Genomic DNA, 15,784 nt, shown 5'->3' on the forward strand with positions numbered 1-15,784 from the left:
CGCGCCTTATCCGGCCTACAGAGAAACCGATTCACGTAGGCCGGATAAGCGCAGCGCCATCCGGCAACAGAACCAACAGGAACTCCATACATGCAGACCATTATTAACGCCTGGTTCGTCCAGGGGATGATTAAAGCGACGACCGACGCCTGGCTAAAAGGCTGGGACGAGCGCAACGGCGGCAACCTGACCCTGCGTCTCGACGATGCGGATATTGCGCCCTATGAAGCAGATTTCCACCCGCAGCCGCGCTACATTCCCCTCAGCCAGCCGATGCCGCTGCTCGCCAACACGCCGTTTATCGTCACCGGCTCCGGCAAATTTTTCCGCAACGTGCAGCTTGATCCAACGGCCAACCTCGGCGTGGTTAAAGTCGACAGCGACGGCGCCGGTTACCACATCCTGTGGGGGCTGACTAACGAAGCGGTACCCACCTCCGAGCTACCGGCGCACTTCTTGTCCCACTGCGAGCGCATCCAGGCGACCGGCGGCAAAGATCGGGTGATCATGCACTGCCACGCCACCAACCTTATCGCCCTGACCTATGTACTGGAAAACAGCTCGGATCTGATTACCCGCAAGCTGTGGGAAGGGAGCACCGAGTGCCTGGTGGTCTTCCCGGACGGCGTCGGCATTCTGCCGTGGATGGTGCCTGGCACCGATGAAATCGGCCGCGCCACCGCCAACGACATGCAGAAACATTCGCTGGTGCTGTGGCCGTTCCACGGCGTTTTCGGCAGCGGCCCGACGCTGGATGAAGCTTTTGGCCTGATCGACACCGCGGAAAAATCCGCCGAGGTGTTAGTCAAAGTCTATTCGATGGGCGGTATGAAACAGACCATCATCCGTGAAGAACTGATCGCACTGGGCAAACGCTTCGGCGTCAACCCGCTGCAATCGGCGTTAGACCTGTACCACTAAAAAAACGCGCCCCGCTCACGCAGACGGGGCGAACTCTGTTCACCTGCAAAAAACCACTCCCTGGTGATTTCGGCAACACGAAAGCGGACGGGAGTGTCATCCGTGGAGTACGAGCAATGAAAACAAAAGCAAGCTTGATCCTCACCGTTGTCATGATGGCGTTATCCGGTTCCGCCATCGCCGAAGTGAAAATCGCCCTGGTGGCGAAATCGTTAGGAAATGGTTTTTTTGAAGCCGCCAACACCGGCGCGCAGGAAGCAGCGAAAGAGTTAGGCGACGTTAAAGTGATCTACACCGGGCCGACCACCACCACCGCGGAAGCACAGATCGAAGTGCTGAACGGCTTGATCGCCCAGGGGGTAGATGCGATCGCCATCTCCGCCAACGATCCCGACGCGGTAGCGCCGGTGCTGAAAAAAGCGATGCAGCGCGGTATCAAAGTGGTGTCGTGGGACTCCGGCGTGGCGAAAACCGGGCGGCAGATCCACCTTAACCCCTCCAACAACGCGCTGATTGGCGAAACCAACGTCAAGCTTGCCGCCGATGCGCTGAAAGCGCTAAACGTTGAGAAGGGCGATGTCGCTATTCTGAGCGCCACGCCCACCTCGACCAACCAGAATATCTGGATTGCGGAGATGAAAAAGGTGCTGCCGAAGTACCCCTCCGTCAACCTGGTCACCGTCGCCTATGGCGACGACCTCTCCGATAAAAGCTACCGCGAAGCGGTCGGCCTGCTGAAGTCTTATCCGGATCTGAAAGTGATTGTCTCCCCCTCATCCGTCGGCATTGTCGCCGCCGCGCAGGCGGTGAAGGATCAGGGCAAAATCGGCAAAGTCTACGTTACCGGTCTCGGCTTGCCCTCTGAAATGGCGGGCGCCATCAAATCCGGTGCCAGTAAAAGTTTTGCCATCTGGAACCCGATCGATCTCGGCTATGCCGCCACCTATTTAGCGGACGATCTGGTGAAAGGGACGGCGACGAAAACGGAAGCCAGCATGGGACGCTTAGGAAAAGTGACGCTGGATGCCGACGGCAATGGCGCGATGGCGCAACCGTTCGTCTACGATGCCAGCAACATTGATAAGTTCTCGAAGATGTTCTGACCCTTTCCCCTCTCTGACGGGAGGGGGTAAAAACCGGAGAGTTATCATGACGGCATCCACCCCACTGCTGTCGCTTAAGGGCATCAGCAAGCGCTTTCCCGGCGTGCGCGCACTTGAGAACGTACAGCTTGATCTCTGGCCTGGCCACGTAACCGCCCTGATTGGCGAGAACGGCGCGGGCAAATCGACGCTGGTCAAAGTGATGACCGGCATTTATCAGCCTGATGAGGGCGAGATCCTCTATAAAGCGATCCCCATCTCTCTGCCGACGCCCGATGCGGCGCACAGAGTGGGCATTACCGCCATTCACCAGGAGACGGTGCTGTTCGACGAGCTGTCGGTCACCGAAAATATTTTTGTCGGCCACTACCTCTATAAAGGGCTGCTGAAAAAGCTCGACTGGCCCGCCATGCACCAGCAGGCACGGGCACTCCTCGCCCGGCTGGAGGTGCAGATCGATCCGCGCGCGACGCTTAAAACCCTCAGCATTGCCCAGCGTCATATGGTGGCGATTGCCCGCGCGCTCGCCTTCGATGCGCAGGTGGTGATCCTCGATGAGCCGACCGCCGCCCTCTCGCAGCACGAGATTCTGGAGTTCTACCACATCGTTGAGCGCCTGAAGCAGGAGGGGAAAGCGATCCTCTTTATCTCGCACAAGTTCGATGAAATTTTCGAACTGGCGGATCACTACACCATTTTGCGCGACGGCGCCTTTATCGAATCTGGTGCCATTAAGGAGATTACCGAAGCGCGGATGGTGACGTTGATGGTCGGGCGTGCGATTAGCCAGAACTGGCCGAAAATCGCCTGCGAGCCGGGCGAGGTGGTACTGGAGGTAAACGATCTCTGCCATGCCACCGAGTTTGCCCATATCAACTTCAGCCTGCGCAAAGGGGAGATCCTCGGCTTTTATGGCCTGGTGGGAGCAGGCCGTACCGAGCTGATGCAGGCGCTCTGCGGCGTAACGCGTCCCGCTTCTGGCGACATTATCCTTAACGGCAAAGCGGTGCAGTTCCGTCAGCCGGCGGATGCGATTCAGGCCGGGATTGTCTGCGTGCCGGAAGAGCGGCAGCAGCAGGGGGCGATCACCGCCCTGTCGATTGCCCAGAACATCAGCCTGCCGCAGCTAAGCACGCTCAACGCCAACGGGGTGCTGAACGACGCCAAAGAGTGGGCGCTGGCGGAGGAGTACGCCCGCCGTTTGCAGGTTAAAGCCTTTAGCTGGAAGCAGGCGGTTGAGACGCTCTCCGGCGGCAATCAGCAGAAGGTGGTGATCGGTAAGTGGCTCGCCACCCAGCCGCAGGTGATTATTCTCGATGAGCCGACCAAAGGGATCGATATCGGTTCGAAAGCGGCGGTGCACCAGTTTATGTCCGAACTGGTGGCGCAGGGGCTGGCGGTGATTATGGTCTCCTCCGAACTGCCGGAAGTGATGGGGATGGCGGATCGGGTGATCGTCATGCATGAAGGATTGATGGTCGCGCACTACCGGGCCGGAGAAGCGTCGGCAGAAACCATTGTCAGCGCCGCCAGCGGTGCCGGGCAGGAGGCCGCATGATGAACGCACTGCTTAAACATCGTGAAGCGCTGCTCGGCGGGGTAATTGTGCTGCTGATGCTGGCAATCGGCAGCCGCGTACCCGCCTTTATCAGCCCCGGCAACCTGGTGGAGATGTTCAACGATACTGCCATCCTGATCATTCTCGCCCTCGGGCAGATGATGGTGCTGCTGACCAAAGGGATCGATCTGTCGATGGCGGCAAACCTGGCGCTCACCGGCATGATCGTCGCGCTGATTAACTTCCATCACCCGGATGTGCCGGTGTGGGCGTTGCTGCTGCTGGCAACCGCGCTCGGGCTGGTGATGGGGATTATCAACGGCCTGCTGGTGTGGAAACTGGGTATTCCGGCGATTGTGGTGACGCTCGGCACCATGAGCATCTACCGCGGCATTATCTTTCTCCTCTCCGGCGGCGGCTGGGTGAATGCCAACCAGATGAGCGCCGATTTTCTTGCCGTGCCGCGCAGCGGGCTGTTGGGGCTACCGGTGCTGAGCTGGTGCGCCATCGCCGCGCTGCTGCTGGTCGGCTACTTCCTGCGCTACAGCCGCAGCGGACGGGCGCTCTATACCGCAGGCGGCAACGCCACGGCGGCCTACTACACCGGCATCAACGCCGGCAAGATGCAGTTTGTCAGCTTCTGCCTCTCCGGCGCGCTGGCCGGGTTCTGCGGCTATTTGTGGATCTCGCGCTTCGCCGTCGCCTATGTCGATGTCGCCAACGGCTTTGAGCTACAGGTGGTAGCCGCCTGCGTGATTGGCGGCATCAGCACCATGGGCGGCAGCGGGCGCGTGCTCGGCTGTCTGTTTGGCGCGCTGTTCCTCGGCGTTATCAACAATGCCCTGCCGGTGATTGGCGTCTCGCCCTTCTGGCAGATGGCGATCTCCGGCACGGTGATCGTGATTGCAGTGCTGCTCAACGAGCGTGGCAATAAGCGCAAAGGGCGGTTAATCCTGCGCGATGCGGCGCTGGCCCGGCAGAAACAGGCGGTGAAATCATGAGCAAAATTCTCACTTCTGAAGCGGTAAATAGCCCGGCTGCGCCGACGCCACTCTTGCGCCGTCTGCTCTGCTGGGAGGGGTTTTTACTGGCGGTGACGCTGGCGGTGTTTGTGGTCAACGCCCTCGCCTCGCCCTACTTTCTTAATATCTGGAACCTGTCAGATGCCACCTTCAACTTCACCGAGAAGGCGATCATCGTGCTGCCGATGGCGATGCTGATTATCGCCAGGGAGATCGATCTCTCGGTCGCCGCCACCATCGCGCTCAGTTCAACGGCGATGGGCTTTTGCGCGCAGGCGGGCGTCGATACGCCGCTGTTAGTCTGCGTGGGTTTGGGCGTCGGCTTGCTGTGCGGATTATTCAACGGCTTTCTGGTGACCCGCTTCAACCTCTCGTCGATTGTTATCACCATCGGCACCATGAGCTTGTACCGCGGCATCTCCTACATCCTGCTGGGCGACCAGGCGCTCAACAGCTGGCCGGAGAGCTTCGCGTGGCTGGGCCAGGGCTACATCTGGGGCGCGCTGTCGTTCGAGTTTGCGCTCTTTATCGTGCTCGGGCTGCTGTTTGCCTTTCTGCTGCATAAAACCAACTTTGGCCGCCGCACTTACGCCATTGGCAATAACCCGACCGCCGCGTGGTATGCCGGGATCAATGTCAAACGCCACAACCTGATCCTCTTTGCGCTGGTGGGGTTAATGGCGGGGCTGGCATCAGTGCTGCTCACCTCGCGCCTCGGCAGCACGCGCCCAACTATCGCGCTGGGCTGGGAGCTTTCCGTGGTGACGATGGCGGTGCTCGGCGGCGTCAATATTCTCGGCGGCTCCGGCAGCATGGTCGGCGTGATTATCGCCGCCTTTTTGATGGGGCTGGTGACCTTTGGCCTGAGCCTGCTCAACGTGCCGGGGATTGTGATGTCGATTATTGTCGGCGCGATGCTGATCGTGGTGATTTCACTGCCGATCCTCACCCGCCGCCTGTTGCAGCGTAGGCGGCTGTAGCGCAGGCATGGCTTGCCGGATGGCGGCTTACGTCAAAGCGCCAGCGGGGAAAAGTTTCATCCGGCGACAGGGAGCATTGCCGCCGGTCAGGATTCAACCAAATCAAGGAGAAACATGATGAGCTTTATGTTGGCACTGCCGAAAATCAGCCTGCACGGCGCGGGCGCAATTGGCGATATGGTGAAACTGGTGGCAGACAAAGCGTGGGGTAAGGCGCTGATTGTCACAGACGGGCAACTGGTGAAACTCGGTCTGCTCGACAGCCTGTTTACCGCGCTCAAGGCGCACGAGATGCCCTATCAGCTGTTTGATGGCGTCTTCCCCAACCCGACCGAAGCGCTGGTGCAGGAGGGATTTGCCGCCTATCAGCAGGCAGGCTGTGACTACCTGATCGCCTTCGGCGGCGGTAGCCCGATCGATACCGCGAAAGCGATAAAAATCCTCACCGCTAACCCCGGGCCGTCGACTGCCTACTCCGGCGTTGGCAAAGTGAAACACGCCGGGGTACCGCTGGTGGCAATCAACACCACCGCAGGCACGGCGGCGGAGATGACCAGCAACGCGGTGATTATCGACAGCGAGCGCCAGGTGAAGGAGGTGATTATTGATGCCAACCTGATCCCCGATATCGCCGTCGACGATGCCAGCGTGATGCTGGCGATCCCCGCTGCGGTCACCGCCGCAACCGGCATGGATGCCCTGACTCATGCGGTCGAAGCCTATGTCTCCGTGGGGGCGCATCCGTTAACGGATGCCAACGCGCTGGAGGCAATTCGCCTGATCAACCAGTGGCTGCCGACCGCCGTTGCCGAGGGCGATAACCTTGAGGCGCGCGAACAGATGGCTTACGGGCAGTATCTGGCCGGGATGGCCTTTAACAGCGCCGGGCTCGGGCTGGTGCACGCGCTGGCCCACCAGCCGGGCGCGACCCACAATTTGCCGCACGGCGTCTGCAACGCCATCCTGCTGCCGATCATCGAAAACTTTAACCGCCCCCATGCGGTGGCGCGTTTCGCCCGCATCGCGCAGGCGATGGGCGTTGATACCCGGGAGATGAGCGAGGAGGCGGCAAGCCAGCGGGCGATTGCTGCCATTCGCGCACTGAGCGCCAAAGTCGGTATTCCTTCCGGCTTTAGCGCGCTGGGCGTGCGCGAAGCCGATATCGAAGGGTGGCTGGATAAGGCGCTCGCCGATCCGTGTGCGCCCTGCAACCCGCGCAGCGCCAGCCGCGATGAGGTGCGCGAGCTCTATCTGGAGGCATTATGATCCGTAAAGCGTTTGTTATGCAGGTCAATCCCGATGCGCATGAGGAGTACGCGCGTCGCCATAACCCGATCTGGCCGGAGCTGGAAGCGGTGCTGAAAGAGGCGGGCGCGCACCATTACGCCATCTATCTTGATAAAGCGCGCAACCTGCTCTTCGCCACTGTGGAGATTGAATCAGAAGCGCGCTGGGAGGCGGTTGCCCGCACCGAGGTGTGTCAGCGCTGGTGGAAGCATATGCGCGACGTGATGCCTGCGAATGCTGATAACAGCCCGGTGAGCGCCGAGCTGGAAGAGGTGTTTTATCTGGCGTAAGCCGATCCCTTCATCCCCTCACTGCACGCAGGGGATGAAGGCTCAATTCTGCTCGGCAACGAGGATCGCCTGCGTATCCGGCTCCAGCGCTTTAAAGATATGCTCGCGATCCGCCGGGTAACAGATGTAATCCCCTTCGTTTAACTCTTCAGGCGCTTCGGTCAGCCCGACCAGCGCTCGTCCCTGCGTCACAATAATGTGCTCAACGGAACCGGCGGGATGCGGATGGGAGATACGATCCGCACCGGGTTGCGTCAGCAGCAGATAGATATCGCGCCGCGCGCCGGGCGGGCAGGTTGCCAGCAATATCGCCTGGTAGTGCGCCTGCTCGGCAACCACTTTGGTGCCTTCACCGCGGCGAATCACCTGCGTTTGCGGGTTTTGCGGCTCCAGCAGGCGGGCGAAAGGAATATCCAGCGCCACGCAGAGTGCCCACAGGGTTTCGAGGCTCGGATTGCCGTTGCCCGCTTCCAGCTGCGAGAGCGTCGATTTCGCAATCCCGGCGCGGCGGGCGATCTCCGCCAGCGAGAGCCCGGTCCGCTGCCGCTCACGCGCCAGGCTTTTGGCGATAATAGCGATGGGTTGTGTCATACCGGCCTTAAATGTTCATTTAATCGAACGTTATGTTCGTCTTGAAAAACGGTGTCAGGGTGTTCATTATAATGGATACACGTTCGATATGGCTAAAAAGCGATGTTCACACAACACTTTTCTTCCCTTACACGCGACACGGTTAGAGCGATTGGGCTGGTCTGCCTGGCGGTCGGCGTTGTCGGCGTCTCCTATGGTTCGCTGGCGATGGCTTACGGCTTTCCGCTATGGGTGCCGCTGATGCTCTCAACGCTGGTGCTGGCAGGCGCCTCGGAGTTTATGTTTATCGGGATTGTGGCAAGCGGCGGTAGCCCGCTGGCGGCAGCGGTCGCCGGGCTGCTGGTCAATGCCCGCCATATTCCCTTCGGCGTGACGGTGCGCGAACTGGTGGGTAAACGGGCCGCCGGGTTATTGGGCTGCCACATTATGAATGATGAGAGCGTGGTGTTCGGGCTTTCGCAATCCACCCCGGAACAGCGCAAAGCCGCCTACTGGCTCTGCGGCCTCGGCGTGGCGCTGCTGTGGCCGGTTGGCGTGCTGATCGGCGCATCAGTCGGCACGTTTTTGCCCGCGCCGGAAACTATCGGCCTGGACGCGGTGTTCCCGGCGATTTTGCTGGCATTAGTGCTGCCGGCGCTGAAAAAGCGCACCACGCTGATACGCGCCTGTAGCGGCGCAGCGCTCTCGCTGGCGACGGTACCCTTCGCGCCGGTGGGGTTACCGGTGCTGCTCTCACTGCTTGGTTTACTGACGAGGAAGCGATAATGGCAAGCGTTGCACTGACCCTTGGCGGTATCGCCATTCTCTCGGTAGGCACCTATCTGATGCGGCTCGGCGGCGCGAAACTGGGCGGGCGTCTGGCGCTGTCGGAACGCGCGCAGGGGCTGCTTTCGGATGCAGCGACCACGCTTTTGTTCGCTGTGGCGCTGGCCGCAATGCTCTATGAAGGGGATCACTTCGCCGGGATGGCGCGGGTTTGCGGCGTGCTGTTTGCGCTGTTTCTCGCCTGGCGCAAGATGCCATTAATTGTGGTAATTCTGTCGGCAGCGGTGGTGACAGCTCTGCTGCGTCTGGCGGGTCTGCACTAAAACGAAAAAAGCGCCCGTAGGCGCTCTTTCGACGATGGTGCTTAACTTATTTGGTCAGTTCAGCGGTCATGTGAACCTGGTTACCGTTATACGCTTCGGTGATCTGGTAAGAGGCACCAGCCTGTTGTGCCTGGGCCGCGATTTTCGCTTCAGCACCGCTCAGGGTGGTGTCGGTTGCGGTCACGGTTTGCGCAGCAAAAGTACCGAACGAGGAAGCGAGAGCGATAACTGCAACAAAAGTTTTGATGTTTTTCATGAGATAAACCCTTACGTTGTTTTGTTTAAGTGAGGCGCCGTGCCTCGATGAAAGTAATGATAGACCTCTACCCTCAAAACAAAAAGCGGAAGGATTTGTTAAACTCTTTCAGTTTTTTTGACGATTATTTAACACCTATTAATCGCTGTGGATGGGTATAAATTGTCGCCCTGCCCGGCTTGCAAAAACCGACCAGCGTCAGGTTACAACGCTCTGCCACTTCTACCGCCAGCGTAGTCGCCGCCGAGACGGCAAAGAGAATTTCGACGCCGCACATCGCCGACTTTTGCACCATCTCATAGCTGGCGCGGCTGGAGACCAGCACCGCGCCGGAGGCCCACGTTTCACCGGCGCGCGCCCGGTGCCCAAGCAGCTTATCCAGCGCCACATGGCGACCCACATCTTCATGCCCCCCCGCCAGCTCGCCGGAAGGCAACAGCCACGCGGCGGCGTGAGTACAGCCGCTCAGTTGCCCAATCGGCTGCACATCAGTTAAGTGCGCAAGCGCATTATCCAGCGCGGCTAAATCAAAGGTCTGAGTGAACGGCAGCGGCGCAATGGGCTTGCCGATATCATTGAGCTGCTCAACGCCGCAGACGCCGCAGCCGGTGCGCCCTGCCAGCGCGCGGCGACGCTCTTTCAGCCCCATAAAACGGCGGCTGGAGAGATCGATCTGCACTTCCAGCCCGTTACAGGACGGCACAACCTCCATGCCGTAAATATCGGCGGGGGTTTCAATAATCCCTTCGGATAAGGAGAAGCCGATGGCGAACTCCTCCAGATCTTTTGGCGATGCCATCATCACTACGTGGGAAATACCGTTGTAGACCAGCGCAACAGGCACCTCTTCCGCCAGCATGTCTGGCTGGGCCTGCTGCAAGTTGTCACGCTTCCAGAGCACGACTTCGCGTACGCCTGTGACTGATGTTGCATTTTTGTGCTTTTTAGTATGCAAAATGTTCACTTTGTATTAACTACCCTCGAACAAGCGTACCGACATTGTGGTATTCTCCGCGCATATCCTTCTTAAGCAGAGGGATATGCGGCAATTCTGAACCTTTGTGAAATTCACCGCAAAGAAAAAAACGATAAGAGTAATGTCAACCCAGGAGTAACCCATGCAGGTCAGCAGAAGGCAGTTCTTTAAGATCTGCGCTGGCGGTATGGCAGGTACAACGGCTGCAGCACTGGGCTTTGCCCCTAACATTGCACTCGCGGAGACACGGCAATATAAGCTGTTGCGCACCCGCGAAACCCGTAATACTTGCACATATTGTTCCGTGGGCTGTGGGCTATTAATGTATAGCCTCGGCGACGGTGCAAAAAACGCCAAAGCGTCAATTTTCCATATCGAAGGGGACCCGGACCATCCGGTAAACCGCGGCGCGCTCTGCCCGAAAGGGGCAGGTTTGGTGGATTTCATCCACTCTGAAAGCCGCCTGAAATACCCGGAATACCGTGCTCCAGGTTCCGATAAGTGGCAACGCATCACCTGGGAAGATGCCTTTGAGCGCATCGCCAAACTGATGAAAGCCGACCGCGACGCCAACTATGTTGCGCAGAACGCCGAAGGCACCACCGTGAACCGCTGGCTGAGCACCGGGATGCTGTGCGCATCCGCTTCCAGTAACGAAACCGGCTATTTAACCCAGAAATTTACCCGCGCCCTCGGCATGTTAGCCGTCGATAACCAGGCGCGTGTCTGACACGGACCAACGGTAGCAAGTCTTGCTCCAACATTTGGTCGCGGTGCGATGACCAACCACTGGGTTGACATGAAGAACGCCAATCTCATCGTGGTGATGGGAGGGAACGCGGCAGAAGCGCATCCGGTGGGATTCCGCTGGGCGATGGAAGCCAAGATCCACAATGGCGCGAAGCTGATTGTTATCGATCCACGCTTTACGCGAACCGCCTCTGTTGCGGATTTTTATACGCCGATTCGTTCCGGTACTGACATCGCTTTCCTGTCAGGCGTGTTGCTGTACCTGCTGAACAACGAAAAATATAACCGCGAATATACCGAAGCCTATACCAACGCCAGCCTGATCGTGCGTGAAGATTTTGGCTTTGAAGATGGCCTGTTCACCGGCTATGACGCGGAAACACGCAAGTACGACAAAACTACCTGGAACTACGAGCTGGATGAGAAGGGTTTCGCTAAGCGCGATAAAACGCTGACTCACCCGCGCTGCGTGTGGAACCTGCTGAAACAGCACGTTTCCCGCTATACGCCAGAAGTGGTTGAAAACATCTGCGGGACGCCAAAAGCGGACTTCCTGAAGGTGTGCGAGTACATCGCGGAAACCAGCGTGCATGATAAAACTGCCTCGTTCCTCTATGCCCTGGGCTGGACGCAGCACTCCGTCGGCGCGCAGAACATCCGTACCATGGCGATGATCCAGCTGCTGCTCGGCAATATGGGGATGGCAGGCGGCGGCGTAAACGCCCTGCGCGGCCACTCCAATATTCAGGGTCTGACCGATCTTGGCCTGCTGTCGCAGAGCCTGCCGGGTTACATGACGCTGCCGAGCGAGAAGCAGAAGGATCTCAAGACCTACCTGACCGTCAATACGCCGAAACCGCTGCTGGAAGGCCAGGTTAACTACTGGAGCAACTACCCGAAATTCTTCGTGTCGATGATGAAAGCCTTCTTTGGCGACAAAGCGACCGCGGAGAACAGCTGGGGCTTTGACTGGCTGCCGAAGTGGGACAAAGGCTACGACGTTCTGCAGTACTTCGAAATGATGAGCCAGGGCAAGGTCAACGGCTATCTCTGCCAGGGCTTTAACCCGGTCGCCTCGTTCCCGAACAAGAACAAGGTGGTGGCATCCCTGTCGAAACTGAAGTTCCTGGTGACCATCGATCCGCTGAATACGGAAACCTCGACCTTCTGGCAGAACCACGGCGAGTCTAACGATGTCGATCCGTCGACCATCCAGACCGAAGTGTTCCGCCTGCCGTCGACCTGCTTTGCTGAAGAGAACGGCTCCATCGTTAACTCCGGCCGCTGGTTGCAGTGGCACTGGAAAGGCGCAGACGCCCCGGGCGAAGCGCTGAACGACGGTGAGATCCTGGCCGGTATCTTCTTACGCCTGCGTAAGATGTATGCCGCAGAGGGTGGCGCGAATCCGGAACAGGTTCTGAACATGACCTGGAACTACTCGACGCCGGAGAATCCGTCGGCGGAAGAAGTGGCGATGGAGAGCAACGGCAAAGCGCTGGTCGATATTATCGATCCGGTAAGCGGCGACGTGCTGGCGAAGAAAGGCAACCAGCTTGGCAGCTTTGCGCACCTGCGCGATGACGGCACCACCTCAAGCGGCTGCTGGATTTTCGCCGGAAGCTGGACGCCGGACGGCAACCAGATGGCGCGCCGTGATAACGCCGATCCGTCGGGCCTTGGCAATACGCTGGGCTGGGCATGGGCGTGGCCGCTCAACCGCCGTATTCTCTATAACCGTGCCTCCGCTGACCCGCAGGGTAACCCGTGGGATCCGAAGCGCAAGCTGCTCAGCTACGCCAACGGCAAGTGGGTGGGTGCAGATATTCCGGACTACAGCACCGCCGCACCTGGCAGTGAAGTCGGGCCGTTTATCATGCAGCCGGAAGGGATGGGTCGCCTCTTCGCTCTCGATAAGATGATGGAAGGGCCGTTCCCGGAACACTACGAGCCGTTTGAAACGCCGCTGGGCACCAACCCGCTGCACCCGAACGTCGTCTCGAACCCTGCCGCGCGCGTCTTTAAAGACGATCTCGCTGCGATGGGTAAAGCCGATAAGTTCCCGTATGTCGGGACCACTTACCGCCTGACCGAGCACTTCCACTACTGGACCAAACACGCGCTGTTGAACTCCATCGCGCAGCCGGAACAGTTTGTGGAGATTGGCGAGAAACTGGCGGGCAAGCTGGGCATTACGCAGGGCGATACCGTGCGCGTCTCCTCCAACCGTGGCTATATCAAAGCCAAAGCGGTGGTGACCAAGCGTATTCGTACCCTGAAAGTGGACGGCAAAGATATCGACACGATTGGTATTCCGATTCACTGGGGTTACGAAGGCGTGGCGAAGAAAGGCTTTATCGCCAACACGCTGACGCCGTTTGTCGGTGATGCGAATACCCAAACGCCAGAGTTCAAGGCGTTCCTGGTGAATGTGGAAAAGGTGTAACGGAGACGACTTATGGCTTATCAATCGCAAGACATCATCCGTCGTTCCGCGACTAACGGTTTCACACCCGCGCCTCAGGCGCGGGATCACCAGCAGGAAGTGGCGAAGCTTATCGACGTCACCACCTGTATCGGCTGTAAAGCCTGTCAGGTGGCCTGTTCCGAATGGAACGACCTGCGTGATGAGGTGGGGCATAACGTCGGGGTGTATGACAACCCGGCGGATTTGACCGCCAAATCATGGACGGTGATGCGTTTCTCGGAAGTGGAGCAGAACGACAAACTGGAGTGGCTGATTCGTAAAGATGGCTGCATGCACTGCGCCGATCCTGGCTGTCTGAAAGCATGTCCGTCAGAAGGGGCTATCATTCAGTATGCTAACGGCATTGTCGACTTCCAGTCTGAGCAGTGCATTGGCTGCGGTTACTGCATCGCTGGCTGCCCGTTTGATGTGCCGCGCCTGAACCCGGAAGACAACCGCGTCTACAAATGTACGCTGTGTGTTGACCGTGTGACGGTGGGCCAGGAACCGGCCTGCGTGAAAACCTGCCCGACCGGCGCTATCCACTTTGGCTCCAAAGAGGATATGAAAAACCTCGCTGGCGAGCGCGTGGCAGAGCTGAAAACCCGTGGTTACGATAACGCAGGTCTGTACGATCCGGCCGGTGTTGGCGGCACGCACGTTATGTATGTGCTGCACCATGCCAATAACCCGAATCTGTATCACGGCCTGCCGGAGAACCCGGAAATCAGCGCAACCGTGAAGTTCTGGAAAGGGATCTGGAAACCACTTGCGGCGGTCGGCTTTGCTGCCACCTTCGCGGCCAGCATCTTCCACTATGTCGGTGTCGGTCCGAACCGCGCAGAAGAGGAAGAGGACAACCTGCATGAAGAGAAAGACGAGGTGCGCAAATGAGAAAACGTGACACCATCGTGCGCTATTCGGCACCCGAGCGCATCAACCACTGGATCACCGCCTTCTGCTTCGTGCTGGCGTCGGTGAGCGGGCTGGGGTTTTTCTTCCCCTCCTTCAACTGGTTGATGAACATTCTCGGGACGCCGCAGCTGGCGCGTATTCTTCATCCGTTTGTCGGCGTGGTGATGTTTGCCTCGTTTATAATCATGTTTTTCCGCTATTGGCACCATAACCTCATCAATAGGGATGATATCTTTTGGGCGAAGAATATTCGTAAGATCGTCATCAATGAGGAAGTGGGTGACACCGGGCGCTATAATTTCGGTCAGAAGTGTGTGTTCTGGGCGGCGATTATCTTCCTGGTGTTGCTACTGGCAAGCGGCGTGGTTATCTGGCGCCCTTACTTTGCACCCGCGTTTCCCATCCCGGTGATCCGCTTAGCGCTGATGGTGCATTCATTTGCAGCAGTCGCGTTAATTGTGGTTATCATGGTGCACATTTATGCCGCCTTGTGGGTTAAAGGCACCATAACCGCAATGGTGGAAGGCTGGGTTACCAGCACCTGGGCGAAGAAACATCACCCGCGCTGGTACCGGGAAGTTCGCAGCAAGACAACGGAAAAACCAACTGAATGAGTATTCGCATAATCCCGCAAGATGAGCTGGAGAAGAGCGAAAAACGCACGGCGGAAGTGATTCCGCCGTTGTTATTCCCCAGACTCAAAAACCTCTATAACCGCCGTGCGGAACGTCTGCGCACGCTGGCAGAGAGTAATCCGCTGGGTGATTATCTGCGTTTTGCCGCGCTTATCGCCCATGCCCAGGAGGTGGTGCTGTATGACCACCCGTTACAACTCGATCTGACGGCGCGTCTTAAAGAAGCTGCCGCGCAGGGCAAGCCGCCGCTTGATATTCATGTCCTGCCGCGCGATACGCACTGGCACAAACTGCTGCATTCGCTGATCGCTGAACTGAAACCGGAGATGAGCGGCCCGGCGCTGGCGGTGATCGAGAACCTGGAAAAAGCCTCCGCACAGGAGCTGGAAGCGATGGCCAGCGCGCTCTTTGCCGCCGACTTCGCCTCCGTCAGCAGCGATAAAGCGCCCTTTATCTGGGCCGCGCTGTCGCTCTACTGGGCGCAGATGGCCAGCCTGATTCCGGGGAAAGCCCGCGCGGAATATGGCGAACAGCGCCAGTTCTGCCCGGTCTGCGGATCGATGCCGGTTTCCAGTACGGTGCACATCGGCAGCAGCCAGGGGCTGCGCTACCTGCACTGCAACCTGTGCGAAACCGAGTGGCACGTGGTGCGCGTCAAGTGCAGCAACTGCGAGCAAACCCGCGATCTGCACTATTGGTCGCTGGATAACGAGCAGGCGGCAATCAAAGCGGAAAGCTGCGGCGACTGCGGCACTTACCTGAAGATTCTTTATCAGGAAAAAGACCAGAATGTCGAAGCGGTAGCCGACGATCTTGCGTCGCTGATCCTCGATGCCCGCATGGAGCAGGAAGGGTTCGCCCGTAGCTCCATCAACCCGTTCTTATTCCCCGGCGAAGGGGAGTAAAATCAGCAGGTCGCGGTAAATTTTTGCCCGGCCTGTTACTTTG

The 15,784-nt window shown here is 58.5% G+C and carries 16 protein-coding genes; 13 read left to right on the forward strand and 3 right to left on the reverse strand.

The window, feature by feature from the left end:
- The first annotated feature begins 90 nt into the window (after window positions 1–90).
- The 7 genes from rhaD (at window position 91) to rhaM (ending at window position 7,161) form a co-directional block, all read left to right on the forward strand.
- Window positions 91–921, forward strand: a complete 831-nt coding sequence (gene rhaD / locus EH164_RS21975; protein ID WP_124970998.1) for a rhamnulose-1-phosphate aldolase — start codon at window positions 91–93, stop codon at window positions 919–921.
- 116 nt (window positions 922–1,037) lie between these two features.
- Window positions 1,038–2,024, forward strand: a complete 987-nt coding sequence (gene rhaS / locus EH164_RS21980) for a rhamnose ABC transporter substrate-binding protein (protein WP_124971001.1) — start codon at window positions 1,038–1,040, stop codon at window positions 2,022–2,024.
- 46 nt (window positions 2,025–2,070) lie between these two features.
- Complete coding sequence (locus tag EH164_RS21985; RefSeq protein ID WP_124971004.1) at window positions 2,071–3,582, forward strand: sugar ABC transporter ATP-binding protein; 1,512 nt, start codon at window positions 2,071–2,073, stop codon at window positions 3,580–3,582.
- On the forward strand, window positions 3,579–4,583 hold the full coding sequence (locus EH164_RS21990) for an ABC transporter permease (protein WP_094422599.1): 1,005 nt from the start codon (window positions 3,579–3,581) through the stop codon (window positions 4,581–4,583). Before EH164_RS21985 ends, EH164_RS21990 begins: the two co-directional genes overlap by 4 nt.
- Complete coding sequence (locus EH164_RS21995; RefSeq protein WP_124971007.1) at window positions 4,580–5,584, forward strand: ABC transporter permease; 1,005 nt, start codon at window positions 4,580–4,582, stop codon at window positions 5,582–5,584. The genes EH164_RS21990 and EH164_RS21995 overlap by 4 nt, the downstream gene beginning before the upstream one ends.
- Before the next feature lie 117 nt (window positions 5,585–5,701).
- Entirely contained in the window at window positions 5,702–6,850 is a 1,149-nt protein-coding gene (fucO, locus tag EH164_RS22000) for a lactaldehyde reductase (RefSeq protein ID WP_124971659.1), read from the forward strand.
- A complete protein-coding gene (gene rhaM / locus EH164_RS22005; RefSeq protein ID WP_054804141.1) occupies window positions 6,847–7,161 on the forward strand; it encodes an L-rhamnose mutarotase in 315 nt (104 codons plus the stop codon). Before fucO ends, rhaM begins: the two co-directional genes overlap by 4 nt.
- A 42-nt stretch (window positions 7,162–7,203) precedes the next feature.
- Here rhaM and EH164_RS22010 read toward each other — a convergent pair whose 3' ends face one another.
- Window positions 7,204–7,752, reverse strand: a complete 549-nt coding sequence (locus EH164_RS22010; RefSeq protein WP_023479331.1) for a helix-turn-helix domain-containing protein — start codon at window positions 7,750–7,752, stop codon at window positions 7,204–7,206.
- Window positions 7,753–7,854: 102 nt separating this feature from the next.
- On the opposite strand from EH164_RS22010, the gene EH164_RS22015 reads away from it, so the two are divergent.
- Both EH164_RS22015 and EH164_RS22020 read left to right on the forward strand, forming a co-directional pair.
- Window positions 7,855–8,517, forward strand: a complete 663-nt coding sequence (locus tag EH164_RS22015) for an AzlC family ABC transporter permease (protein ID WP_076768856.1) — start codon at window positions 7,855–7,857, stop codon at window positions 8,515–8,517.
- Window positions 8,517–8,840 carry an AzlD domain-containing protein gene (locus EH164_RS22020; protein ID WP_042712304.1) on the forward strand — a complete coding sequence of 108 codons (324 nt, stop codon included), beginning with the start codon at window positions 8,517–8,519 and terminating at the stop codon, window positions 8,838–8,840. The genes EH164_RS22015 and EH164_RS22020 overlap by 1 nt, the downstream gene beginning before the upstream one ends.
- Window positions 8,841–8,886: 46 nt before the next feature.
- On the opposite strand, the gene EH164_RS22025 is transcribed toward EH164_RS22020, so the two are convergent.
- Together EH164_RS22025 and fdhD are read right to left on the reverse strand one after the other, a co-directional pair.
- The gene (locus EH164_RS22025; protein ID WP_124971010.1) at window positions 8,887–9,096 is read right to left on the reverse strand and encodes a YdgH/BhsA/McbA-like domain containing protein; all 210 of its coding nucleotides are present in this window, start codon (window positions 9,094–9,096) and stop codon (window positions 8,887–8,889) included.
- A gap of 124 nt (window positions 9,097–9,220) precedes the next feature.
- Window positions 9,221–10,060: a formate dehydrogenase accessory sulfurtransferase FdhD gene (fdhD, locus tag EH164_RS22030; RefSeq protein ID WP_124971012.1), complete on the reverse strand. Its 840-nt coding sequence runs from the start codon at window positions 10,058–10,060 to the stop codon at window positions 9,221–9,223.
- Between the two features lie 154 nt (window positions 10,061–10,214).
- Here fdhD and fdnG point away from each other — a divergent pair, with 154 nt between their 5' ends.
- The 4 genes from fdnG to fdhE are packed head-to-tail and all read left to right on the forward strand — an operon-like array spanning window position 10,215 to window position 15,741.
- A complete protein-coding gene (fdnG, locus tag EH164_RS22040) occupies window positions 10,215–13,265 on the forward strand; it encodes a formate dehydrogenase-N subunit alpha (RefSeq protein ID WP_164483636.1) in 3,051 nt (1,016 codons plus the stop codon).
- Window positions 13,266–13,277: 12 nt separating this feature from the next.
- Complete coding sequence (fdxH, locus tag EH164_RS22045; RefSeq protein WP_023479333.1) at window positions 13,278–14,180, forward strand: formate dehydrogenase subunit beta; 903 nt, start codon at window positions 13,278–13,280, stop codon at window positions 14,178–14,180.
- Window positions 14,177–14,815, forward strand: coding sequence for a formate dehydrogenase cytochrome b556 subunit (gene fdoI / locus EH164_RS22050; protein WP_124971018.1), 639 nt, complete (start codon window positions 14,177–14,179; stop codon window positions 14,813–14,815). The genes fdxH and fdoI overlap by 4 nt, the downstream gene beginning before the upstream one ends.
- Window positions 14,812–15,741, forward strand: coding sequence for a formate dehydrogenase accessory protein FdhE (fdhE, locus tag EH164_RS22055; protein ID WP_023479362.1), 930 nt, complete (start codon window positions 14,812–14,814; stop codon window positions 15,739–15,741). Before fdoI ends, fdhE begins: the two co-directional genes overlap by 4 nt.
- The last annotated feature ends 43 nt before the right edge of the window (window positions 15,742–15,784 follow it).

Source organism: Kosakonia sp. CCTCC M2018092, assembly GCF_003864115.1.
Taxonomy (GTDB): domain Bacteria; phylum Pseudomonadota; class Gammaproteobacteria; order Enterobacterales; family Enterobacteriaceae; genus Kosakonia; species Kosakonia cowanii.